Source organism: Streptomyces sp. NBC_01476 (assembly GCF_036227265.1).
Taxonomy (GTDB): Bacteria; Actinomycetota; Actinomycetes; order Streptomycetales; family Streptomycetaceae; genus Actinacidiphila.
In genome coordinates this window covers 73,329-97,129 of record NZ_CP109446.1, presented here as the reverse complement: position 1 = coordinate 97,129, position 23,801 = coordinate 73,329, and the positions used below count along the sequence as shown (strand labels likewise).

Below are 23,801 nucleotides of genomic sequence, written 5' to 3'. Positions count from 1 at the left end.
TGCGGCCCGCACCGATCGCGCGGGCCGGCCCCCTCGCCGTACGGGCTCCTATTTCACCGAGCCGGCCATCACCCCCTCGACGAAGTGCCGCTGGAAGGCGAAGAAGACGATCAGCGGCACGATCAGGGAGAGGAACGCCCCGGGCGCGAGCACGTCGATGTTCGCGCCGAACTGCCGCATCTGCGACTGGAGCGCGACCGTCAGCGGCTGGGACTTGCTGTCGGCGAAGATGAGCGAGACCAGCAGGTCGTTCCAGACCCACAGGAACTGGAAGATCGTCAGGCTGGCCAGTGCCGGGCGGCTCACCGGAAGGATCAGCCGGGTGAAGATGGTCCACTCGGTGCCGCCGTCCATCCGCGCGGCTTCCATCATCTCCCGGGGGATCTCCGCGAAGTAGTTCCGCAGCAGGTAGACGGCGAACGGCAGCCCGTAGGCGACGTGGAAGAGGATCACACCGTAGATCGAACCGAAGATCCCGACGGCGCCGAAGAGCCGGGCCACCGGCAGCAGTCCGATCTGCACCGGCACCACCAGCATGCCGACGACGACCAGGAAGACCGCTTGACTGCCGGGGAAGTCCAGCCAGGCGAAGGCGTATCCGGCCAGTGCCGCGATCACCACCACCGCGGCGGTGGCCGGGACGGAGATCAGCACCGTGTTCCAGAAGGCGTGGGTGATGTCGCCGTTGTCCAGCAGATGCGTGTAGTTGGAGAAGGTGAGCGTGGACGGGCGGGTGAACGCCTTCCACCAGCCCGAGGAGTCCTGCTGCGCGCCGGGCCGCAGCGAGGACACCAGCAGGCCCACGGTGGGGGTCAGCCACACCAGGCCGACCACCACGAGCACCGCCTGCACGACGCCGCTGCGCAGCAGACCGCCGATCCTGCGGACCGGTGCGGTGTGCCCGGCCGGGTGGGAGGAGCCGGCGCGGGGGGAGGCTTCACCGGCCGGGGCGGCGGCCGGCGCCGTTCCGGCACTGCTGGCGAGAGTCATGAGCCGCTCCTGCGGAAACGTCGGATGTTGATGATCATCGCGGGGATCACCAGGAGGAGCAGGACCACGCCGATGGCGCTGCCGAGCCCCTGGTTGTTGCCGCCGCCGAAGGAGACGAGCCACATCTGCAGGGCGAGCACGTTCGCGTTCTGCTGCACCGGGCCCGGCGCGATGATGTAGACGAGGTCGAAGACCTTCATCACGTTGATGATCAGCGTCACGAACACCACGCTGAGCACGGGGGCCAGCAGCGGTACGGTGATGCGGCGGAAGGTCTGCCACTCGCTCGCCCCGTCCATCCGCGCCGCCTCCAGCACCTCACGGGGCAGGGCCGCGAGGCCGGCGCCGATGAGGACCAGTGCGAAGCCCGTCCACACCCACAGGTAGGCGGCCATGATGGCCGGTGTGACCAGGCCCGGGCCGAGCCAGGAGATCCCGCCGTAGGCGGAGGCGAAGTTCGACCCGGGCAGCGCCACCTTGTAGGAGCCGTCGGGGACTCCACTGAAGCGGAAGGTCCCGTCGGGCCCGCTGGTGGCGTGGCCGACGGTGTGCCCGTCCCGCTCCAGCTGGACGCGGATGCCCGGCAGGCCGCGCTCACCGGGGTCTACCTGGCCGGGGCGCCCGCCGCCGCCCGGCTTGAAGTCGAGGTAGACGGTGCCGGTGACGGCGCCCGGGGTGGCGGCCGCCGGGACGGCCGCCACCGACGACTTCGGCAGCTTCGCCGGGAGGATGCCGACCATGCCGAGGGTGACGGTCTGTCCGGGGGCGGCGGCCCGTACGGTGGTGAAGCCGCCGTGCCCGTCGCCGGCGAGTGTGCCTCCCTGACCTTGCCGGGGGCGGGCGTCGGGATAGCCCGCCGCGTCGCTGAACGCGTCGTGCACCGAGACGGTGACGGCGTTGAGCACGCCGCGGTTCGGGTCCTGGTCGTATACGAGCCGGAAGGTGATGCCCGCGGCCAGGAACGACACGGCCATCGGCATGAAGACGACCAGCCGGAAGGCGGTCTTCCAGCGCACCCGGTCGGTGAGTACCGCGAGCACCAGGCCGATGCCGGTGAGCAGCGCCGGCACCACCAGCACCCACACCATGGTGTTGCGCAGGGCAAGGAGGGTCGCGTGGTCGGTGAAGAGCTCGTGGTAGTTGTCGAGGCCGACGAACCGGTGGCCCTTGGCGTCGAAGAGGCTCCGGATCACCGAGTAGACGATCGGGTAACCCACCAGGGCGCCGAGCAGCACCAGGGCCGGTGCCGCGAACACCGCGGCGGTGATCTTCGCCCGGCGGGAGCGGCGGCGTACGGCGGAGCCCGGGGAGCCGCCGGTGGGGAGGGCCGGCAGAGCGGGTTGCAGGGTGGTCACGGCGCGTCAGCCCTTGTACGCCTTGGCCGCGGCGGTCTCCAGCGTCTGCGCGGTCTTCTGCGGGTTCGACGGGTCGCGCAGGAAGTCCTGGAGGATCTTCCACTCGCCGGTTCCCGCGGTGCCGCCGAAGGCCGCGGGCGCCTGGTCCGACATGTCGAACCGCACGCCGTTGCCCGCCTCCACGATGGACTTGGCGGTCGCCCGCAGCGTCGGGTCGGTGTAATCGGCGAGCGGGACTTGCTTGTTGGGGGAGATGTAGCCGCCCGCCTTGGCCCAGATGGCGGCCGCGTCGGGGCTCGCCAGGTACTTCACCAGCGCCATCCCCGCGGCCTTGTCCTTGCCCTTGTTCAGGACCACCGCGGCGTCGCCGCCGCCGACCACCGGGGCCTGGCCGCCGTCGACGGGCGGGAACGGGAAGAACTTCGCGTCGGTGCCGACCTTCTTGTGCAGGGCCTGGATGTTGCCGCTGACGAAGTCACCCTCGTAGGTCATGCCGGCCTTGGGCGAGTCGCCGAAGACCTGCTCGACCGAGGTCGGGAAGTCGGTGGCCAGTGCGCCCTTGCGGCCGCCGGCGATGAGGGTGTCCTGCTTGAAGAACGCGCCCAGGGTGGTGAGCGCCTTGACCACCGTGGGGTCGGTCCACGCGATCTGGTGCTGCGCCAGCTTGTCGTAGTTCGCCGGCCCGGCCTGCGAGAGGTAGATGTTCTCGAACCAGTCGGTCAGCGGCCAGCCGTCCTGCCCGGCGACGGAAAAGGCGGCGATGCCGGAGTCGGCCATCGTCTTGGCGTCGGTCATCAGCTGCGCGTACGTGGACGGGGGTGTGATGCCCGCGTTGGCGAACGCCGTGGGGCTGTACCAGATCGTCGACTTGTCGGAGGACTTGAAGTAGACCGCGTACAGCGTGCCCTTGACGGTCCCGTAGTTCTTCCACACCGGGGCGTAGTTCTGTGTCACGGCCGCGGTCACGTCCGCCGCCAGCGGCTGCAGCCAGCCGTTCGCGGCGAACTGCTGCACGACGCCGACCTGCGGGACCATCACCACATCGGGTGCGTCACCGCCGGCGATCTTGCTGCCGATGACGGTGGAGACGTTGTCCCCTGTCGAGGTGAAGGTCACCGAGGCGCCGGTGGCGTCGGTGAAGCCCTTGAGCACCTTCTTGAAGCTGGCCTGTTCCTCACCGGTCCACACACCGGCCACCGTCACCGAGTGGCCCTTGAGGCTCTGTCCGCCCTTGGGCGCGGACGAGCCGCTGCCGGAGGAGGAACCGGATCCGCCGCAGGCGGTCGCGGTCAGGGCCAGGCCGGTCAGGGCGACCGCCGCGGGAAGGGTACGTCGCAGTCTCATGGATGAACTCCGTTGTTCGTCGGGCCCGCGGGCGGCGGGCTGATGGTGGGGTACGCGGCTCCGGGGGAGCCGGGGCATGAGGGGGCGCGGGCCGCCGGTCGCTCCGGTGGCGATCAGCGGGGAGGGGAGGCGGTCACCGCCGGCCGGCGGCCCGCGCGTTCGGGGGCAGGAGCGGGGTCACACGGCGGTGTCGCTGGGCAGCACCCACCAGGCGGCGGTGTTGCCGGGCAGGAGTCCTTCGGCGCAGGGCTTGCTCGCCAGCAGTGGCGCGCCGGAGGCGGGTGCGGGCACCGGTGTGTCGCCGAAGTTCACCGCGCAGACCAGGCTGTCGCCGCGGACGAACGCCAGCACCTGCGGGGCGCTGTCCAGCCAGCGCAGCCGTTCGTCCTTCAGCTGCGGCAGCCGGGCCCGCAGGGCGAGCGCGTCCCGGTACAGGTGCCAGAACGACGTCGTGTCCAACTGGGCCCGGTCGGTGGTGTATCCGGCGAACCACTCCGGCTGCGGCAGCCATGGCCGGACCGCGCCGCCGGCGGCGGTGAAGCCGAAGGGTGAGGCGTGTCCGGACCAGGGCAGCGGCACCCGGCAGCCGTCCCGCACGTACCGGCGGCTGCCGGTACGGCGGAAGATCGGGTCGGTGAGTACGTCGTCGGGCAGGTCGAGCACCTCGGGCAGGCCCAGTTCCTCGCCCTGGTAGATGTACGCCGCTCCCGGCAGCGCGAGCATCAGCAGGGCGGCGGCCCGGGCTCTGGCGGTGCCCAGTACCGGGGTCTCGCCGCCGTAGCGGGTGACCGTACGCACCTGGTCGTGGTTGTTGAGCACCCAGGTCACGGTGGAGCCGGTGCCGGCGATGTCCCGCAGCGCGTCGGTGATCGCGGTGCGGAAGGCGTCGGTGCTCCACGGGGCGTCGAGGAGGTGGAAGAAGAACGCCTGGTGGAGTTCGTCGGGCCGGACGTACCGGGCCTGGTCGGCGGCGGTCGGCACCGAGACCTCACCGACCAGCAGCCGCTCCCGGCCGTCGCGGGCGGTGTACTCCTCGCAGATCGCCCGCCAGCGCCGCCAGACGCCATGCACCTCCGGGCGGTTCCAGGCGAGCGGGTTCACCGAGTCCCTGGCCCGTTCGTCGGCCTCCGGGTCGGGGGAGTCCGGCAGGCCGGGGTGGCGGAACAGGCCGGCCGCCACGTCGATCCGGAAGCCGTCCACGTCCCGGTCGAGCCAGAACCGCAGGATGTCCTCGAACTCGGCCCCCACCCGCGGGTCGCGCCAGTTGAGGTCCGGCTGGTCGGGCGTGAACAGGTGCAGGTACCACTGGCCGGGCCGGCCGTCCGGTTCGGTGACGCGGCTCCACGCCGGGCCGCCGAACATGGCCCGCCAGTTGTTGGGCGGTTCCGTGCCGTCCGGGCCGCGGCCGTCCCGGAAGTGGAAGAGGCGGCGGTACGGGCTCCCGGGGCCCCCGGCCACCGCGGCGCGGAACCACGGGTGGTCGCTGGAGCAGTGGTTGGGGACGATGTCGATCACCACCCGCAGGCCGTGCTGGTGGGCGTCGGCGACCAGCAGATCGAACTCGGCCATGTCGCCGTAGACCGGGTCCACCGTGCGGTAGTCGGCGACGTCGTAACCGTGGTCGCGCTGGGGCGAGGGGTAGAACGGGCTGAGCCAGATGCCGTCGACACCCAGCCGGCTCAGATACGGCAGGCCGGCGCGGACCCCGGCGAGGTCACCGATGCCGTCACCGGTGCTGTCCAGGAAGCTGCGGATGTAGACCTGGTACACCACCGCGCTCCGCCACCACGGCAGGCCCGCTGCCGGGCCCGAGGTCAGCGCGTGAGGACGGTCCTGCTCCTGCGCGACTGGTACTGCCATCACCCAACACCGTCCCAAGTGCCGGCCCGTGCGGCCATGGACCGGCACGGGATGAGAACGCAGCACGCCCGCGGACACCGCCCTCGGTGGCTGCTCGTTATACATACACGTTATCTATGGAGGGCCGACGCGTGTCAATGGTGTTGCCGCAAGGTGACGCGCGAAGTGGCCCACGGCGCAGGTGATTTGGGGTAGATGGCCCGCTCTGTGCCGGCGGGGGTGGCGGAGCCGATACCTAACATGAAAGTCAGGAGGTCGGTGGTCGGCTCCGGCTCAGTGGCCCCGGACGATCGCCGTGAGCTCCCGGCTCAGCCGCGTGAGCGCCTGGTCGACGGTGAACCGGCCGCGCAGCGCGTCGCTCGTGACGGCCGCCACCGCGAGGCTCACCTGCTCGTAGTGGGCGCTCTTCGGCCGCGGCCGGGCCGTGCGCACACTCTGCTCAAGCACCGGCAGATAGGGATAGCGGCGCACCAGCGCCGGATCGGTGTAGAGCGAGGCCCACACCGGCGGCAGCGACCCCAGGGTGAGCACCTGGCGCTGCACACCCTCGCTGCCCAGGTAGGCGAGCAGGTCAGTGGCGGTACGCGGATGCCGGGAGTGGGCGTTGACCGCGAGGTCGGAGCCGCCCAGCACGCTGGAGCCGCGCGCGTCGGGGCCCGGCAGCGGCACCACGCCGATCTTCCCGGCCACCGGCGAGCCGTTCGCCGAGGCCGCGTCGTACACATACGGCCAGTTGCGCAGGAACAGCAGGTGGCCGTCCTGGAAGTCGCGCCGCGACTCCTCCTCCTTGAAGCCCAGCGCGGACTGCGGAATCCAGCCCTCGCGGACCCCGTCCACCAGGAACGACAAGCCCTGACGGGCAGCCGGCGAGTCGACGGTGACCGAACGTCCCTCGTCGCCGAGCACCGTGCCGCCCGCCGACTGGATCGCCTCGGTGACGTTGACCGTCAGCCCCTCGTAGGGCAGCAGTTGGCCCGCGTAGCCCTGCAGGCCGTACCGCGGGGCGATCGTCCGCGCGTCCTGCGCCAGCTGCGCCCAGGTCCGCGGCGGGGCCACCCCGGCCTTGGCGAGGATGTCCTTGCGGTAGTACAGCAGGCCGGCGTTGGTGACGTACGGCATCGCGTACACCCGGCCGCGGAAGGTCGCGGTGCCCAGCACAGAGGGCAGCAGATGGCCGAGCGGCAGACTCCGGGTGTCCAGCGGCGCGATCCATCCCGCGGCGGCGAACTCCGAGGTCCACGCCACATCGATGTTGACCACGTCGAACCGGGAGCTGCCGGCCCGCAGGCTGTTCGCCATCTGCGCGTACACCTCGTCGGCGGCCTCCGGCAGCTGGACCAGCGTCACCTTCTCCGCGGGGTGCCCGGCGTTCCAGCCGTCCAGCACATGCTGGAGATAGCCCGTCAGATCGCGGCCGGTGGCCAGGGTGATCGGACCGCGGCCGGTGTCGTCCCCCGTGGTGGCGGAGCACCCCGCGAGCAGCACCAGCAGAGCGGCGAGCAGCAGCCGGCCCGCTGTCGCGCTCCGCCGCATCCTGCGCCTCCCCTGTTGCCGCGCCGTCCGGGCGGCGACACGTCATGTATACCGATGTATATCGTCCGCGCCGCGCACGATGCTAGGGTCGCAACCACACTGAGTGTCGTCCGCCGGGAGGGCGGGGCTCAACCGGCCCCGGGGCGGGACAGGGCCAGGAGGAGGCCGATCCCACGTGCGCTTCGCGCTGCTGGCGCTCCTCGCCAAGGGACCGGCGCACGGCTACGAGCTGAAGCAGGCCCTGGAGGCACGGCTGGGAGCCGCGTACCCGCAGCTCAACATCGGCCAGATCTACGTCACCTTGACGCGGCTGGAGAAGGCCGGGCTGATCCGGGGGCAGGACGTCGAGCAGGCCGGCCGCCCGAACAAGCGCACCTACGAACTGACTCCGGCGGGCCATGAGGCGGTCTCCGCGTGGATGGAGGAGCCGTCGGAAGAGCCGCGGGTGCGCGACGAGTTCTTCATGAAGCTCGCCTTCGCCCGCGACAGCGGCATGGCCGACCCGGTCGGCCTGATCAACAAGCAGCGCAGGCACTATCTGAACCTCATGCGTGCGATGTCCCGCCTGGCCGGTGTCGACGAGCCGGGCAACCCCTTCCCGCGACTGCTGGTCGAGGGAGCCGTTCTGCACCTCCAGGCCGACCTGGACTGGCTGGAGAAATGTCAGGAGGAACTCGAGTGAGACGCAGCAATGGCGGTGCGTCCGGCCGGGACGAGCAGCCGGCCGAGCACATACTCGTGGCCGAAGACCTGGTGAAGACCCACCGCGTCGACGGTTCCGTGGTACGGGCCGTCCGCGGGGTGGACCTGCGGGTCGAGCCCGGTGAGTTCGTCGCCGTCACCGGACCGTCGGGAGCCGGCAAGTCGACCCTGCTGCATCTGCTCGGCGGTCTGGAGCGGCCCGACAGCGGCCGGATCCTGCTGGACGGGCGGCGCGTGGACGGCCTCGGCGAGGCCCGCTGGGCGGTGCTGCGCCGCCGCCGCATCGGCATCGTCTTCCAGTTCTTCAACCTCGTCTCGACCCTCACCGTCGCGGACAACGTGGAACTGCCCGGCCTGCTCGCCGGGCTGCCGGCCCGCCAGGTACGGGCACGACGCGAGGAACTCCTCGCCGAGCTGAGCCTGACGGGCAAGGAGGACAGCACCCCGCAGGACCTCTCCGGTGGCGAGCAGCAGCGCGTCGCCCTCGCCCGGGCCCTGGTCAACCGCCCCGACCTGCTGCTGGCCGACGAGCCCACCGGCAGCCTCGACAGCAAGGGCACCCGCGAGGTGCTGCGCCTGCTGTCCGGCTACCACGAGCGCGGGCAGACCATCGTGCTCGTCACCCATGACGCGGGTGTCGCCAGCGCCGCCGACCGGGTGGTGAGCCTGTTCGACGGGCGCGTGGTGGACGACATCCGCTTCCCCGAGACAGCCGTCCCGCGCAGCGGTGCCGGCGCCGTCGTCCGCCTCACCGGCTGACCGCCGTGCGTGCCGTACTGCGCTGGGCCCAGGCCGACTTGCGCACCCACCGGGGCCAGGCACTGACCATCGTGCTGGCGAGCGCCGGTGTCACGGTCGCCCTGGTGATGTCCGTCGCCCTCCTGGTCGTGGCCGCCCACCCCTGGCAGCGGCTGTTCACCGCCACCCACGGTGCACACGTGTGGCTGCGGGTGGACAGCGGCGCCGACACCGCGCCGCTGCGCCGGCTGGACACCGTCACCGAGGTCGCCGGGCCGTTCCGTACCGTCACCGTCACCGTGCAGCACGGCGCCGACAAGGCGACCGTGGGTCTGCGGGCCGCCGGCAGCCGTCCGCCGTCGGTGGGGCGGCCCGACCTCGTCTCCGGCTCGTGGTTCACCGGCGGTGCCCCGGCTCCCGCGGGCGTCGTGCTGGAACAGTCCGTGGCCGCCGCGCTGTGGGCTGGGCCGGGCGATGTGCTGACCGCCCGGGACGGCGGCGCCACCGTACGCCTGCTCGTCGCGGGCATCGCGGAGACGGCCGAGCCGCACTACGCCAGCGGCGCGGGGCCGGGCATCGGCTGGGCGCCGGCCGCGTTCGTCGACGACCTGGCCGCGCGCACCCACCAGAGCACGCAGACCGTCGGCCTGGTCACCTCCGATCCCGGCGACACCCGCTACCTGGTCCAGCAGGCCGTCGCCGCCGTGGGCCCCGACAAGGTCGTGGCCGTGTCCACCTGGCGCGACGCCCGCGCCGACGCCGAGGGCGACAACCACCTGCTCGGTCTGCTCACCGGGATCTTCGGCATCGGCGCGCTGCTGGCAGCGGCCGTGGCGGCGACCGGCGGCATCGGGGTACGGGTGCGGGCCCACGCCCGCGACGTGTCCGTCCTCAAGGCGATCGGGCTGACACCCGTTCAGGTCGCGGGCATGTTCCTGATCCAGCATCTGGTGCTCTCCGGCGCCGGTGTCCTGACCGCGCTGGCCGCCACCGAGCTGCTGGGCACACGGGTGCCGGGCCCGCTCGGCCAGGCCATGGCGGTGTGGCGCACCCTGCCCTCGCAGAGCTGGTCGCTCCCGCTCACCGCGCTCGCCACCCTGCTGGTGATCGGTACCGGAACGGCACTGGCCGGCTGGCGGGCGGCCCGGCTCCCGGCCATCCCCGTCGCACGCACCGCGGTCACCGGACGCCGGCGGCTTTCCGGCGCCGCCCGCATCGCCCTGCGGCTGCGGGTGCCGCCCCCGCTCGTCCTCGGCTGGCGTGCCGTCGCCCACCGGCCCGGCCGCTCGGCCGCTGCCGCCGCCCGGCTGACCGTGTCGGTGCTGATGATCAGCGCCGCGCTGGGCACCTGGGCGACCCTGGACGCCTTCCAGCAGCACCCCGCCCGCTACGGGCTGGCCGGCCAGCTCACCGCCCGGGCCGGGACCGACCCGCAGCAGGTCGAGCGCCAGGTGGCCGCGGTGCCCGGCGTCGCCGCCGCACGCCCCGAGGTGGACCTGGCGGCGCTCGCCCCCGGCCAGACCGAGACGGTGGCGCTGCGCGGCGTCGGCACCGCCGCCGACCCCTACCCGTTCGCTGTCGTCGAGGGCCGCGCGCCGTCCGCCCCCGACGAAGCCGTCGCGGGCCAGGGGCTGTTCACGGCGCTCGACGTCTCGGTCGGGCAGTGGGTACGTCTGACCGTCGGCAGCACCCCGCACATCCTTCACCTGGTCGGCCGCTGCATCGAGACGCAGGACGGCGGACGGGTGGTGTCCACCGGGTTCGACATCCTGCAGGACCAGGACCCGACGCTCCGGCCCACCTCCTACGACCTGCAACTGGCGCCCGGCGTCGCACCGGCGGCCGAGCAGACCGCGCTCACCGCGGCCACCCACGGCACCGTCGAGATCCACCGGGTCACCGACCCGGCGGCCGTGGAGTTCCCGCCCATGCGCCGGGTGATCCTCGGCCTGCTGTTGCTGCTGGCCCTGGTGGTCCTCGCCGAGATGTCCACATCCATCGCCACTGTGGTGCGCGACCACACCCGTGACCTGCGGGCGTACCGGGCCGTCGGACTCACCCCGCAGCAGACGGTGGCCACCATCGTCACCAGCAATGCGCTGCTCGCCCTGGCCGCGGCCGTCTGCGGTGCCCTGCTGGGTGTCCTGGCCTCCCAGTACCTGGTCGACATGGAGGGTGCCGCCAGCGGGATCGGTGCCGGGATCGCCCGCACCCCCTCGCCGGTTGTCCTCCTGAGCCTGGTTGCGGCCACGGTGCTGCTGGCGGCAGCCGCCTGCCTTCTCCCGGCCGTCCGTGCCGCGCGCACGGCGAGCACGGCGGTGGGGGAGACGTAGGAGGTTCGGGGCCGGCATGCCGGCCCTGGGGAGGTGATGGGACGCCGATCACGATCAAAGGCTGCAGGAAGAGGGTCCCGCGGGTTCCGGATTGCGGGCGCCGCCAGGGCGGAGGACCGTGAACAGGAGAGGCGATACCGGGAGGTGAGCCGTATGGCCGGTGAACTGACGCGGAGGCGTCCGCGCTGGTGGCCGGAGGTGCTCGAGGACTTTCCCTGGGAGATGCGTCTGCGCGGTGGGGAGCACATGATCCGGGTGGAGGAGTCGACCGAGGACGGGGCGTTCGTGGTGCGGGCCGAGCTGCCAGGCATCGACCCCGGCAAGGACGTGGAGATCACCGTGCAGGACGGGATACTGACCGTGCACGGTGAGCGCTCCGAGGAGGAGCGTACGAAGCGGCGCTCGGAGTTCCGCTACGGCTCCTTCACCCGGGCGGTTCAACTCCCCTCCGGTGTCCGCGAGGAGGACATCACCGCTGCCTACGACAAGGGCATCCTCACCGTGACAGTGCCCCTGGCCGAGAGTGAGAGGCGGCCCCGGAAGATCCAGATCGGCGAGAAGAGCTGACGTCTGGGGCCGGCCGGGCCGTGCGCGGTGCGCGGCTCCACGCGCGGTTCACCAGCGCGTCAGCGGCCGGCCTGCCACCCGGGGCACGCCGGGCGAAGCCTTCTGGTGAGCGGAGAGGCGGGATGACCCGTGGGTGGTCCGGTGGTGGTCGGGACCGATGGTTCCGCGTCGAGTCTCGACGCTGTCGCGGAGGCCGCCCGCGAGGCCCGGCGGCGTGCCGCGGACCTCCGGGTGGTCCATGCCTTCGTCCAGCCCGAACTGCGCATCCCGTTGAGCAGCCCGCCGCTGGTGTGCACCGACGCGGATATGCGTGCGCTCACCGATCCCCTGATGGCACGGGCGGTGGAACGTGCCCGTGCGGTGGCACCGCAGGTGGAGGTCTCCCGGGCCGTGGTGGCCGGTGACGCGCTGACAGTCCTGGAGAAGCAGTCGCGGACCGCGCAGTTGGTGGTCGTCGGTTCCAGGGGGACAGGGACCTTCACGAGATTGCTGGTGGGATCGACCGGCGTGGATCTGGCAGCGCATGCCCGATGCCCCGTACTGGTGCTGCGCGGGACGTACGACGCCACAGGACCGGTGCTTGTGGGGGTTGACGGCTCCCCGGCCGCGGGGGACGCCGTGGCTTTCGCTTTCCAGGAGGCCGCTCTGCGCGGGACCGGCCTTGTGGCGTTGCACGCGTGGACGACCTGGAACGTGCCCGTGCCCCCGCCGCCCCAGGATCCCGCGACACCCTACGCCTACGGGCCCGGCATGCTCGAACGGGACGAGGAGCGGCTGCTGGCCGAGGCACTCGCCGGTTGCGCGGAGCGGTACCCGCAGGTCCCGGTGGAGCGCAGGCTGGTCCACTCGGCGACACGGGAGGCACTCGTCGCCGCGAGCCGGAACACACAGCTTCTCGTCGTCGGAGCCCGGGGACGTGGCGGCTTCACAGGCATGCTGCTGGGATCGGTGAGCCAGGCCGTGCTCCACCACGCCCACTGCCCGGTGGCCGTGGCACGCCCGCCAAGCCCGCCCCGGTGACTGAACCGGCGCCCCCGGGCGACCCGCGTGAGGCGCTGGCCCTGCTCTACCGTGACCTGCGCTCCTCGGATGCCGGGCTCTCCACCCGTGAAGCCGCCCGCCGGCTGACCGTGCACGGCCCCAACACCCTCGTCCGGCGCGGTGGCGACGCCACCGGCAAGGGTTCCGAGCCCCACCATGTGTACCGGCAGGCCACCACCGTCGCGTGGCTCGGCATCGTCGCCTGCCAGATCGGTACGGCCTTCGCGGCCCGGACCCAGCACGCTTCTCTTCGCTCCATCGGTGTCCTCAGTAACCGCCCTCTCCTGTGGGGGATCGCCTTCTCCCTCGCCGTCGCCGCCGCCATCATCTACGTGCCTGCGCTGCACTCCGTCTTCGGCACCGAATTCCTCGCCCCCGCGCAGCTCCTAAGTGCTGCGAACGTACGGGCGAAACCGGTGCCGTTCCGCTGCCGTCTGGTGTCCATACGCCCACCAACGAGCCCGGCCCGTGGCCGGACACGCCTTCCGCGCCGAGGGGCCGGGTCATCCGCCGGCCATACCGAGACGTCAGGGGCGTAGCGACGGTTGAGAGAGATGTCCCGGTTCAGCCGTGCGGTATCACGGCGACCGGCACCGCGACGTGATGCAGGACGTCGTGCGCGACCGGGCCGATGTGCGTACCGAGGACCGCCGGGCGCACCTTGCGGCCGATGACCATCAAGGCGGCATCGGGCACCGCCCGTACCAGTACCTCTCCCGGATCCCCGCGTTCGACCTGCTGGACCACCCGCAGTCGAGGGAACGTGCGGCGCCACGGACGGAGGGCGTCCGACAGAGCCTTCTCCGCACGGTCCGCTGTTCCCCCGTCCTCCTCCACGAGCCGGAGGGCCTCGGCGTCGTGACGAATCGCGGAGGGCACATTCCAGGTGTGCGTCGCACGCACCGCCGCTCCTCTCGCGTCCGCCGCCGTGAAGGCGAACCGGAGCAGCGGCTGAGCGGCACCACCCAGTTCCGCCAGAGCGACGACGATGTCCTTGCCTTCCTGGTCTTCGTCGGCATGTTCGTTCGCCCGCACCATCACCACCGGGCCGGTGGCCCGCGCCAGGACCTGCTGGCCGATGGAGCCGAGCAGGAACCCGGCGACGGCACTGTGCCCGCTCGATCCCAGTACGAGCATCTGCCCGCTCTCCGAGCAGTCCAGGAGAGCGGGCACCGCCGGTTCGGTGGTCATCGCGGTGGTGAGAACCAGCCCGGGATGCGCGGTGCGCAGGCAGGTCTCGGCCTCCTGAACGGTGCGCTCCGCGCGGCTCCTCGCCTGGATGTCCAGAGGCGCGGGCAACTGGGGGTGCCACCCCCAGGAGTGCACGACATGCAAGGGAAGCCCGCGGCGCACCGCCTCCCGGGCGGCCCAGGCCGCGGCGGCCTTGCTCTCCGCGGAACCGTCCACCCCGGCCGTTACGGGACGAGGCATGAAACCCCACCTCCGAGTCCGGCACCGAAGCCTTGCGAGCGGCCTGCCTTCCCACCCTCACACCGACGGTGCCCGGCCGCCAGCCGCCGGATACTCGCACGGCGCGGACAGCGCAGCGAACCCCCCGTCCGGGGCAGGCGCCCCGCCCGCGGCATTCGCGGGCCGCCGCGTGAGCAGGACTTCCTGGCTCCCTCGCGTCACGCCCGGGCCAGGCGCGACCGGGCGAGGATCACGATGCCGGTCACGGCGACACCCGCACCCACGGCCTGCACCAACACAGCCCCGGGGGAAGAAGCGAGCCGTTCATTGAAGACGACAACCCCGATCAGCACCGCGCCGATCGGCTCCAGCGTGTCGATGACCGGCAGGCTGATGGCCAGCGAACCGGCCTGGAAGGCGCTCTGCGACAGGACCAGCCCCACGATGCCGACGACGATGAGCACGTACGGCTCCCAGTGGAAGAGCACGCCGAATCCGTCGGCCCGAGCCCGGCCGGCCACGCTCTTGGTCAGACTGTCGAGCAGAGCGAACAGCAAGGCCGCCGAAACGCCGTACAGGGTGGTCTGTGCCCGGTGCCCGCTCCTCGACCCGACAGACGCGAACAGCGCCACCGCGCCACCGGCGACGACGAGCACCGGCAGCCAGTCGAGCAGCCCTGGGACCGTCGTTCCGCTGGAGGCAGGCGGCAGCACGGTGAGGAAGGTGACCACACCCCCTGCCGTGCAGGCGATCCCGGCCACCTCCCAGCGGTTGAGGTGCTCACCGTGGAGCCGGGCCAGCAGCGGCAGCGCGAAAGCGAGGTCGGTGGCGGCGATCGGCTGGACCAGCACCAGCGGGCCGAAGGTCAACGCGAGCCCCTGCATCACGAAGGAGAGGCCGGTCAGCGCCATCCCGGCCAGCCACACCGGGCGGCGGGCGAGATGGAGAACCAGACCGAGCCGCAGCGACTCCTTGGCGGGGGCCTCGCTCGCTGCGTGCTGCTGAACAACCGACGAGACGCCGAAGCAGACGGCAGACAGCAGGGCGGCGAGCACCGCGATGGCGGTGTCCATGAGGCAACGATCACCGGACGGCGGCGTCTGCCGGCACCGCGACACGCGAAACCCGGGCAGTGAGGTGGCGGCCCGCTGCCGTCCGATGATCAGGTGCGGGCACAGTCGTCCTGCCCTTCAACGACGTCGTCGACGAGCAGGACATCGTCCACCGCACCGCTCGGTGTGCCGGAGACCTGCCGCACCGTGACGTCCAGCCCCTGGTGACGTACAACGCTGACGCGATCTGATAGGGAATATCCGTCTGACACCATTTTCTGAGAGTGCCCGTTGGGCCGGTGACCCACGGTCACGGTCCGAACGGCTCGCTTCGCCGCTGCTGACGGCGACTGCCCGGAGCAGGAGGAGTCCGTGATCGAGTTCCCTGGCGTCAACAGCTCGCGGGTGACCGAACGGTTGTGGACGGCGGCTGCCGGTGGTCCGGGGCGGTGGCCGGCCTCGCTGACGCGCTTGCCCTCGTGGTGAGGCCCGCACCTCCGGAAGGAGCCGGACAGCCCGGCGGGCTGTCCCAGGCGCAGGCCGCAGCCGAACTCGAACGGCACGGCCCCAATACGGTCAGCGCGCGGCGGCCCGCGCCCGTGTGGCGGAGGGTCCTGACGCAACTGCGCGATCCGCTGATCCTGGTCCTTCTGGCCGCCGCGTCTCTGACGGTCGTCACCGGAGATTACGCCGACACCACCATCATCGTCTTCGTCGTTGTGGTCAACACCGCCGTGGGCACTGTCCAGGAGGTGCGGGCCGAGCGGGCGATCACCGCGCTGCGGGAACTGAGTGCGCCCACGGCCCGCGCGGTCAGGGACGGGGAGGAACGGCAGATTCCGTCAGCCGAGGTGGTCCCCGGGGACCTCGTGCTGCTCGGCGAAGGAGATGTCGTTCCGGCGGACGGCACGGTCCTGACGGCCGTGACCCTCCTGGTGGACGAGTCGGCGGTCACCGGCGAATCACTTCCCGTGGACAAGACCGCCGCGGACGGCTCCGCCGCGTCCTCGGCGGTGGTCTCGGCGGGCACCGTGGTCGTCCGAGGCCATGGCCAGGTACGGGTCACAGCGACGGGGGCGGAGAGTACAACGGGGCGGATCGCCTCGATGCTCACATCGCCCTACGAATTGACGCCGCTGCAACGGCGGCTGGCGGGTTTCGGGCGGATGCTGGCCGGATTCGCGGTCGTTCTCTGCGTAGTGGTGCTTGCCAGCGGGCTGGCACGCGGCCAACCGGTGGAATTGACCGTGGTGGCGGCCATCAGCCTGGTGGTGGCCGCGGTTCCCGAGTCGCTGCCCGCCGTTGTGACGCTCAGCCTCGCACTGGGGGCGCGGCGGATGGCCGAGCGTCACGCGCTCGTACGGCGGCTTCCCGCGGTGGAGACACTCGGTTCTGTGACCGTGATCGCGACGGACAAGACGGGCACCCTCACCGAAGGACAGATGTCGGCGCAGTGGCTGTGGACGCCGCTCGGCGACGGAAAGGTGACCGGGACGGGGTACGAGCCGACGGGCACGGTGGTACGGGACGGACACACCGTACGTCCCTCTGACGCACCCGATCTGGCGGAACTTCTGAGTGCCGCGATGCTCTGCAACGATGCGGCTCTTCAGCCTCCGGACGGCGCCCACGGTGCCTGGCTCGCCCTCGGCGATCCGACGGAAGCCGCGCTGCTGACCGCCGGCGGCAGACTGGGCCTGGACCGTGCGGACCTCGACCGGCAGTACCCACGGGTGGACGAGGTTCCCTTCAGCAGTGCCCGGAAGCGGATGACAACGGTCCACCGCCGTCCCGGCGGCGGACTGCGGATCGTGTGCAAAGGCGCTCCGGAGGCGGTACTCGGTCCGGACCTGGTAGCGGACGATCCGTCCCGGCGAGAGGCCGCCGCCGACCGGGCCGGAGAGCTGGCGCGGCAGGGGCACCGGGTACTCGCCGTCGCGACCGCCGACCGGGACGAGGGCGAGCTTCCACCGCCGTCCTGGGAGTCGGGGCTGAGCCTGCTGGGTCTTGTCGCCATCGTGGACCCTCCGCGGGAGGCCGCCGTCGGCACCGTGTCGGCCTGCCGCGACGCCGGCATCACACCGGTCCTCATCACGGGTGATCATCCGCTGACCGCGGCAGCGGTCGCGCGACACCTGGGCATCGCCGCGGCGGACGACGAGGTGGTGACCGGTGAGCAGATCCGGCACAACGCGGTCACCGACCTCACCGCGGCACGGGTGTTCGCCCGTACGACCCCGGAGCAGAAGGTCGGCATCGTCCAGGCATGGCGTGCCGCCGGCCAGGTGGTGGCCATGACGGGCGATGGCGTCAACGACGGCCCCGCCCTGCACCAGGCCGACATCGGAGTGGCCATGGGCCGCCGTGGGACGGAGGTGGCAAGACAGGCGGCCGATCTGATCCTGGCCGATGACGACCTCGGCACAGTCGTGGCAGCCGTCGACGAAGGACGCCGTGTTTACGCGAATGTGCGGCGTTTCCTCCTGTACGGCCTGGCAGGTGGGAGCGCCGAGATCCTGGTGATGCTCGTAGGGCCCGCCTTCGGGATGGCTCTTCCGTTGCTGCCGGCGCAGATTCTGTGGATCAATCTGCTCACCCATGGCATCCCGGGGGTGGCGCTCGGTGCCGAACCCGCCGCGGAGGGCTCGATGCGGCAGCCACCGAGGCCTCCGGAGGAGACCGTGCTGGGCGCCGGCCTGTGGGCACGGATTCTCACCATGGGTACGGTGATCACCGTCCTCACACTGGCCTCCGGCAGCTGGGCCCATCAGACGGGGCGGCCGTGGCAGACCATGGTGTTCGTGGTCCTCGGGGCCAGCCAGCTCGGTGTGGCTCTGGCGTCGCGGGCCCGCCCGGGCACACGGGGGAATCCGTTCCTGCCCGTTGCCGTCATCGTCGCGCTGGGCCTGCAGGTCGCCGGCGTCTATCTGGCGCCGCTCCGCGACCTGCTGGGGACCGACACGCTGTCCGTGGTCGAGCTGGTCGTGGCCTGTGCGGTGTCGTCAGTGGGGTACGCGGCCATGCGGCTCCTGTCACGGCTGGCTCCTGAGGTTCGGGCCGGCGGAACGAAAGTGCGTGGCGTGCGGTTCGGCGGTGGATCCGACTGAGCAGCGTGCGGCCTGCCGGCGGCCTGAGAACCGTCGCTGTGGGGCGTACGGACCCGGTACAGGACCGGTCGGCCCTGGCGGGTGCCGGGCTCCGGGCGCAGGCTGGACGGAGAGGGACGGAATCGGTGCCTGCGAGGGAGTCTGCTATGGACGAGCAGCGGTCCTCCGTGGTGGCGGGTGTGTCGCGTACCCGCACTGCGGTGAGTGAAAGGGTGGTTCTGTGGGCCGCCGACGAGGCGGCGTCCAGGGGTCTGCCACTGTGCTTGCTGCATGCGCAGGAGTGGCCTCGGGGGGCGGCGCCGCATGTCGGGCCCGATCATCCGTCGTATGCGTGGTCGAGGCACTATCTCACCACCGGGAGGGTCCTGCTTGAGGAGGAGCGCAGGGCCGTTCTGGCGCGGTACCCCGCCCTGGAGGTGAACACCCAGCTGGCGGCCGGGCGGCCGGTGCATGTGCTGCGGGAGGCCGGTGAGCGGGCGGCGCTGCTGGTGGTCGGTGCCCGCAAGCTCTCCGGTCTTCAAGGGTCGCTCTCCGACGGGGGCAAGGGCGAGGCCCTGCTGGGGCATCTGCCGTGTCCGCTCGCCCTGATCCCCGAAGCACCCGGAACCACCGAAACCGTCCACGCGCCCGAAGCCGCCCAGGCGCCCGGCGCCGGTGTGGACACACCGCCGGACGCGCCGGTGGTGGTCGGTGTGGACGGGTCCGCCGCCTCGCAGGCCGCGGTCGGGCTGGCTTTCGCCGAGGCGGCCGCCGCGAAGGCGCCTCTGGTGGCGGTCCGGGTGTGCCGCCCACGGGAAGCGGCGTGGCCGGACTTCCCGGAGCGCGCCGAACCCGAGCTCTCCGGGGAACTGGCCGGCCACCGCGAGCAGTACCCGGACACGGAGGTCCGCTACGAGGTCCTCATCGGCGACCCCGCGCACATGCTCTCCTCCGCGGCACGCTACGCACGCTGCCTGGTCGTCGGCACCAGAGGACAAGGCGGCTTCCGCGGCATGCTGCTCGGCTCGACCAGCCGCTCCCTGGTCCACCGCACCTACTGCCCGCTGCTCGTCACGCCACCGCCCGACGGCCGATGACCGGCCACACCGGCGCAGGGGCTGTCCGGTCTGCCATGAGGGACCTTTCGGCCCTGATCGTCTCCAAGGATCCATGGGACGGTGGAGACGTGGGACCAGCACGAGGGGGGTTCGCGTCAGGAGGCGAGAGCCATGCGGAAACCTTTGATCGTCGGAGTGGACGGTTCGGACTCCAGCCTGCGGGCACTCGACTGGGCGGTGAGGGAGGCCGAGGTGCACGAGGTCGGGCTGCGGCTGGTCCACGCGTCCCGGTGGGAGCAGTACGAGCGGGCACTACCGGACGTGCGCACCGAACGGCCGACCGGCCAGATCATGAGCGAGCACATTGTCGGCTCGGCGGGGGAGCGGGTGGCGCGTCTCGCGCCGGACCTCCCCCTTACGGTCGAAGTCCTGACCGACGACCCTGTTTCCGCCCTGGTGCAGCTGGGTCAAGATGCTTCGGCCCTGGTCGTCGGCCATCGTGGCAGGGGCGGAGTCACCGGGCTGCTGCTGGGCTCCACGAGCCTCGCCGTGGCAGCCCACGCGGACTGCCCCGTGGTCGTGGTGCGAGGTTCGGAGCAGCACACGCGTGGCGACCTCGCACAGGTGACCGTGGGCATCGGTGCCGGGGGAGAGTCCTCGGCTGCCACCGCATTCGCTTTCGAAGAGGCGCAGGCACATGATGCGGAGTTGGTCGCTGTCCGCGCCTGGCGCCGTCCGGCGTACGGGTTGCCGGACTTCCCGCAGGTGCCGGAGAGCGAACAGGAGTGCCACGGAGCCGTCACGGCCCGCCAGACGGTGGATGAGGCCCTGGAGGATCCGTCGACGGCCCGTCCCAAGGTGGCCACCCGTTCGGAGACCCCTGAGGGATCCGCCCGTGACGCCCTGCTCAAGGCGAGCGAGACCACCGACCTGCTCGTGGTCGGTGCACGCCGGCGCCAAGCACTCGTCGGCATGCAACTCGGCCCGGTGAGCCACGCACTCCTGCACCATGCCTCCTGCCCGGTAGCGGTCGTACCGCAGCACCGGTGATCCGTGCCGGAAGCCCGGATGCCGCGGCATCCGGGCGGCTCCGTCCGCCGCGGTGCACCGGTCGGTTGCCGCTGGGCACTAGCGTGGATCCTGCCGTACGCCGTGGTCCCCGAACCGGACCGTGAGAGGAGGTTCCGGTGAGTGAGGGTTCAGCCGCGGACAGCCCACCGGGCGTGGGCGGTGAGCTGACCGTCTTCGGGCTCCCCACCGGGGAAACCGACCGCGAACGGCCGAGGCTGCGGGCCCGTGCCGCCGCCAGTACGGAAAAAGCCGTCCGCACCCTCGGCTTCACTCCGTCTTTGCGGATGGAAGGACGCACCGGCACGGACGTTCCGCGGGCCATCGCTGACGACGCGGCCGCCGTTGTGGAGCTCTCCAACGTTGCCCGCCACGCGCACGCGTCAGGCGTCCACCGCGGCGGCCTGCGCGATCTCGCCGAGCGCGCGCACTGCCACGGCGGCAACCTGACGGTCGGCCCCGGCGGGAAGGGCGGCACCCGCGGGGAAGGGAAGGCGCCGCTTCCGCCCGGGGACGATGGAGGCGGCCGACGGTGAAGAGGTCACCTGACCGCCGTGTGCTGCCCCGGTACCTCGCCAGGACTCTCGCACGGCACCGGGAGGCGGTGCCCGCCGGGCGGCAGGGCCCGCCTGCATCTCCCACGGGCACCGGAACCGGGCGGACCGGGGCGGTCTCCGCCATCGCTTCAGCGGCCTGTCTGCCCGGGGAGCGCGTCGTGGAGCAGCTGGCCTCCAGCAGCGAGGGACTGTCCGCCCAGGACGCGGCCGAGCGGTTGTCACGCGGCGGTCCCAACGCGGTGTCGTCGCACCGGGCCCGTGTGCTCCCGGTGCTGTGGCGCCAGGTGAAATCCCCGCTTCTGCTCCTGCTGCTCGCCGCGGCGGCGGTCTCCTACGGAGTGGGAGAGCGCGGCACCGCCGTCATCATCGGAGTGATCGTCGCCCTGTCGGTGGGGCTCAGCTTCGCCAACGAGTTCCGGGCGGAGAAGACCGCCGAGGCACTGCACAGCCAGATCCGCCACCAGGCGGTGGTACTGCGCGACGGGAGACCCGTTGAGGTCGCGGTCACCACCCTGGTACCAGGGGACGTCGTAGAACTCCGGCTGGGAGACATAGTGCCGGCCGACGTCCGGCTGCTCCAGGTGACCGGTTTGGAGTGCGACGAATCCGTGCTCACCGGCGAGTCCCTCCCGGTACCCAAGGAGACCCCCGCTGTGCCGCCAGGACCGGCGCTGGCCGAGCTGACGGGCTGTGCGCTGATGGGAACGGTGGTCCACGCCGGAAGCGGCCGCGGCATCGTGGTCGCCACCGGAGCCGGCGCGGAGTTCGGAAAGATCGCGGCCGGGCTGAGCAGCCATCAGCTGGAAACCGAGTTCCAGCGGGGACTGCGGCGCTTCTCCATGCTGCTGGTGTACGTCGCCGCGTCGCTGACGGCGTCGATCCTCGTGATCAATCTGGCCCTGCACAAACCGGTCATCGACTCGCTGCTCTTCTCTCTCGCCATCGCGGTCGGCATCACCCCGCAGCTCCTGCCCGCCGTGGTCTCGACGAGTCTGGCCGCCGGCTCCCGGCGGCTGAGCCGGCGCAAGGTACTCGTCAAGCGCCTGGTCTGCATCGAGGACCTCGGCGACGTCAATGTGCTGTTCACCGACAAGACGGGCACCCTCACCCTGGGCCGGGTCGACTTCATGCGAGCGGTGCCTGTCGGTGAAGCCTCCGCGGAACAGGTTCTGCGCTGGGGGCTGCTCGGTACCGAGAGCGACACCACAAGAGGACCGACGGCCGGCGAGAATCCGCTGGACGCCGCCTTGTGGGAATCACCGGCCGCGCGAACGCAGCACGACGCGGTGAGCACCTGGACACGAGTCGGGCTGCTGCCCTTCGACCACGAACGCCGGATGGTTTCGGCAGTCGTCCAGGACAGTTCGGGCGCGACGACGCTGGTGTGCAAAGGTGCTCCCGAGAGCGTCATGGAGCGCTGCGTCAGCGTCCCCGGGTCGGCCCGGCACGCGCTGGAAGCCGAGTTCGCGGCAGGCAACCGCGTCATCGCTGTTGCCACCCGGCCGGCCCCGGGACTGCGACAGCCAACTCCCGGGGACGAGACCGCACTGAATCTGAGTGGTCTGCTGGTCTTCCTCGATCCGCCCAAACCCGGCGCGGCGGACGCGCTGCTGCGGCTGGCGGACCTGGGAATCACCGTCAAGATCGTCACCGGCGACAACCCCGCCGTTGCCCTGCGGGTCTGCCACGACCTGGGACTGCCCGAAGCGGCCGCCCTGACCGGTGGAGATCTGCGCGGGCTCGATGACGACCAGCTGGTCTCCGCCATCGAACGCACCACCGTGTTCGCGCGCGTCAGTCCCGAGGACAAGGCGAGGATCGTCCGCGCACAGCGCACCACCGGCAACGATGTCGCCTTCCTCGGTGACGGAGTCAACGACGCACTCGCCCTGCATGCGGCAGACGTGGGAATCTCGGTGGATTCCGCCACGGATGTCGCCAAGGACGCCGCCGACGTGATCCTCCTGGAGAAGGATCTCAATGTCCTCGCCGACGGAGTTGTCGAAGGCCGGCGGATCTTCGCCAACACCATCAAGTACGTGCTGATGGGAACCTCAAGCAACTTCGGCAACATGTTCAGCGCTGCCGGAGCCTCGGTCTTCCTGAGCTTTCTGCCGATGCTTCCGTCGCAGATCCTGCTCAACAACCTTCTCTACGACAGCAGCCAGCTCGCCATTCCCACCGACAACGTCGACGAGGCCCAGTTGCGCCGTCCCGCGCACTGGGACATCGCCTTCATCCGGCGGTTCATGGTGTCCTTCGGGCCGATCAGTTCGCTCTTCGACTTCGCCACCTTCGGCGTCATGCTGTGGGTCTTCCATGCCGGAGCGACGCAGTTCAGGACCGGCTGGTTCGTGGAGTCACTGGCGACTCAGGCTCTGGTGATCTTCGCCATCCGGACCCGCCGCATCCCCTTCTGGCACAGCCACCCCAGTCTCGCGCTGTCCTTGTCCGCGCTCGGTGTGACCGCCATCGGCGCCCTGCTCCCATCGACCCCGCTGGCCCATACCCTCGGCTTCCAGCTCCTGCCTTCGGCCTTCTTCGCCGCGCTCGCCGGTCTGGTGGTCTGCTATCTGGCACTGATCGAAGCGAGTAAGTGGATCTTCTACCGGACACTGCCGGAACCCGGCGCCGTACAGCGGCCGCGCGTGGGCCACCATCGGCTGCTGCGCCGACGGGCTGCCCGGTTCAGCACCTCGCAGAGAAGGCCGGGCCCGCCTGCTGCCACGAGGCAGCCGCAAGAGCGGAAGCCCCACGGGTGAGGGTGGGCGCGGCGAAGGCAGACGCCAGTTCTCCACCAGCCCCCGCGTCGTCGCCCCGAACGACGTCTACGCACCGACCGTCGGGAAATTCCTCACGGACTTCTCCGCACTGCCGCCGCAGGCGTTCGGCGATCCGGAGGCCGTCGCGGACGCGGTCATGGCCGTCGCGCCGCTGGCGGAGCCGCCCTTGCGCCTGGCCGTCGGAGCGGACGCGGTCGAGCACATCCGGGCCTCCCTCCGCTCCCGACTGGCCGAACTCGACCGCTGGGAGTCCTTCCCGCGCGTACCCGCAAGCCAGAACGCATAGCTGCCGCCCACCCCCGCTGAGGGCCCGTGCAGGCGTCG

The 23,801-nt window shown here is 71.5% G+C and carries 20 protein-coding genes; 12 read left to right on the top strand and 8 right to left on the bottom strand.

All coding sequences use genetic code 11. From position 1 onward, the window contains the following. Positions 1 to 48: 48 nt before the first annotated feature. From OG552_RS00350 to OG552_RS00330, 5 genes are all read right to left on the bottom strand, one after another. Entirely contained in the window at positions 49 to 990 is a 942-nt protein-coding gene (locus OG552_RS00350; RefSeq protein WP_329128534.1) for a carbohydrate ABC transporter permease, read from the bottom strand. Then, complete coding sequence (locus OG552_RS00345) at positions 987 to 2,345, bottom strand: ABC transporter permease subunit (protein ID WP_443070851.1); 1,359 nt, start codon at positions 2,343 to 2,345, stop codon at positions 987 to 989. The genes OG552_RS00350 and OG552_RS00345 overlap by 4 nt, the downstream gene beginning before the upstream one ends. Positions 2,346 to 2,351: 6 nt before the next feature. Continuing rightward, complete coding sequence (locus tag OG552_RS00340) at positions 2,352 to 3,689, bottom strand: ABC transporter substrate-binding protein (RefSeq protein WP_329128533.1); 1,338 nt, start codon at positions 3,687 to 3,689, stop codon at positions 2,352 to 2,354. 177 nt (positions 3,690 to 3,866) lie between these two features. Continuing rightward, positions 3,867 to 5,549 carry a glycoside hydrolase family 13 protein gene (locus OG552_RS00335; protein ID WP_329128532.1) on the bottom strand — a complete coding sequence of 561 codons (1,683 nt, stop codon included), beginning with the start codon at positions 5,547 to 5,549 and terminating at the stop codon, positions 3,867 to 3,869. Positions 5,550 to 5,822: 273 nt separating this feature from the next. Next, positions 5,823 to 7,082: an ABC transporter substrate-binding protein gene (locus OG552_RS00330; protein WP_329128530.1), complete on the bottom strand. Its 1,260-nt coding sequence runs from the start codon at positions 7,080 to 7,082 to the stop codon at positions 5,823 to 5,825. A 175-nt stretch (positions 7,083 to 7,257) separates the two neighbouring features. Between OG552_RS00330 and OG552_RS00325 the strand changes: the two genes are divergently transcribed. The 6 genes from OG552_RS00325 (at position 7,258) to OG552_RS00300 (ending at position 13,002) form a co-directional block, all read left to right on the top strand. Further along, the gene (locus OG552_RS00325; protein ID WP_329128529.1) at positions 7,258 to 7,764 is read left to right on the top strand and encodes a PadR family transcriptional regulator; all 507 of its coding nucleotides are present in this window, start codon (positions 7,258 to 7,260) and stop codon (positions 7,762 to 7,764) included. After that, positions 7,743 to 8,543, top strand: coding sequence for an ABC transporter ATP-binding protein (locus tag OG552_RS00320; RefSeq protein ID WP_443070850.1), 801 nt, complete (start codon positions 7,743 to 7,745; stop codon positions 8,541 to 8,543). Before OG552_RS00325 ends, OG552_RS00320 begins: the two co-directional genes overlap by 22 nt. Before the next feature lie 5 nt (positions 8,544 to 8,548). After that, positions 8,549 to 10,855, top strand: a complete 2,307-nt coding sequence (locus tag OG552_RS00315; RefSeq protein WP_329128527.1) for an ABC transporter permease — start codon at positions 8,549 to 8,551, stop codon at positions 10,853 to 10,855. A gap of 198 nt (positions 10,856 to 11,053) precedes the next feature. After that, positions 11,054 to 11,422 carry an Hsp20/alpha crystallin family protein gene (locus OG552_RS00310; protein WP_329128526.1) on the top strand — a complete coding sequence of 123 codons (369 nt, stop codon included), beginning with the start codon at positions 11,054 to 11,056 and terminating at the stop codon, positions 11,420 to 11,422. Positions 11,423 to 11,551: 129 nt separating this feature from the next. Beyond that, a complete protein-coding gene (locus tag OG552_RS00305; protein ID WP_329128525.1) occupies positions 11,552 to 12,442 on the top strand; it encodes a universal stress protein in 891 nt (296 codons plus the stop codon). Continuing rightward, on the top strand, positions 12,439 to 13,002 hold the full coding sequence (locus OG552_RS00300; protein ID WP_329128524.1) for a cation transporting ATPase C-terminal domain-containing protein: 564 nt from the start codon (positions 12,439 to 12,441) through the stop codon (positions 13,000 to 13,002). The genes OG552_RS00305 and OG552_RS00300 overlap by 4 nt, the downstream gene beginning before the upstream one ends. 25 nt (positions 13,003 to 13,027) lie before the next feature. Here the strand turns inward: OG552_RS00300 and OG552_RS00295 are convergent, their stop codons facing one another. From OG552_RS00295 to OG552_RS00285, 3 genes are all read right to left on the bottom strand, one after another. Further along, on the bottom strand, positions 13,028 to 13,894 hold the full coding sequence (locus OG552_RS00295) for a universal stress protein (RefSeq protein WP_329128523.1): 867 nt from the start codon (positions 13,892 to 13,894) through the stop codon (positions 13,028 to 13,030). Between the two features lie 197 nt (positions 13,895 to 14,091). Beyond that, positions 14,092 to 14,946, bottom strand: a complete 855-nt coding sequence (locus tag OG552_RS00290) for a DMT family transporter (protein ID WP_329128522.1) — start codon at positions 14,944 to 14,946, stop codon at positions 14,092 to 14,094. Positions 14,947 to 15,035: 89 nt separating this feature from the next. Next, positions 15,036 to 15,200 (bottom strand): hypothetical protein, encoded by a 165-nt coding sequence (locus OG552_RS00285; RefSeq protein ID WP_329128521.1) that lies wholly within the window; start codon positions 15,198 to 15,200, stop codon positions 15,036 to 15,038. A gap of 174 nt (positions 15,201 to 15,374) precedes the next feature. Between OG552_RS00285 and OG552_RS00280 the strand changes: the two genes are divergently transcribed. The 6 genes from OG552_RS00280 (at position 15,375) to OG552_RS00255 (ending at position 23,763) form a co-directional block, all read left to right on the top strand. Then, positions 15,375 to 18,032 (top strand): cation-translocating P-type ATPase, encoded by a 2,658-nt coding sequence (locus tag OG552_RS00280; RefSeq protein ID WP_329128519.1) that lies wholly within the window; start codon positions 15,375 to 15,377, stop codon positions 18,030 to 18,032. Between the two features lie 146 nt (positions 18,033 to 18,178). After that, positions 18,179 to 19,108 carry a universal stress protein gene (locus OG552_RS00275; protein ID WP_329128517.1) on the top strand — a complete coding sequence of 310 codons (930 nt, stop codon included), beginning with the start codon at positions 18,179 to 18,181 and terminating at the stop codon, positions 19,106 to 19,108. Positions 19,109 to 19,240: 132 nt separating this feature from the next. Further along, positions 19,241 to 20,119, top strand: a complete 879-nt coding sequence (locus OG552_RS00270) for a universal stress protein (RefSeq protein ID WP_329128516.1) — start codon at positions 19,241 to 19,243, stop codon at positions 20,117 to 20,119. A 137-nt stretch (positions 20,120 to 20,256) separates the two neighbouring features. Continuing rightward, positions 20,257 to 20,673 (top strand): hypothetical protein, encoded by a 417-nt coding sequence (locus OG552_RS00265; protein WP_329128514.1) that lies wholly within the window; start codon positions 20,257 to 20,259, stop codon positions 20,671 to 20,673. A gap of 20 nt (positions 20,674 to 20,693) precedes the next feature. Further along, a complete protein-coding gene (gene mgtA, locus OG552_RS00260) occupies positions 20,694 to 23,456 on the top strand; it encodes a magnesium-translocating P-type ATPase (RefSeq protein ID WP_443071124.1) in 2,763 nt (920 codons plus the stop codon). A gap of 157 nt (positions 23,457 to 23,613) precedes the next feature. Then, the gene (locus OG552_RS00255; protein ID WP_329128513.1) at positions 23,614 to 23,763 is read left to right on the top strand and encodes a hypothetical protein; all 150 of its coding nucleotides are present in this window, start codon (positions 23,614 to 23,616) and stop codon (positions 23,761 to 23,763) included. The last annotated feature ends 38 nt before the right edge of the window (positions 23,764 to 23,801 follow it).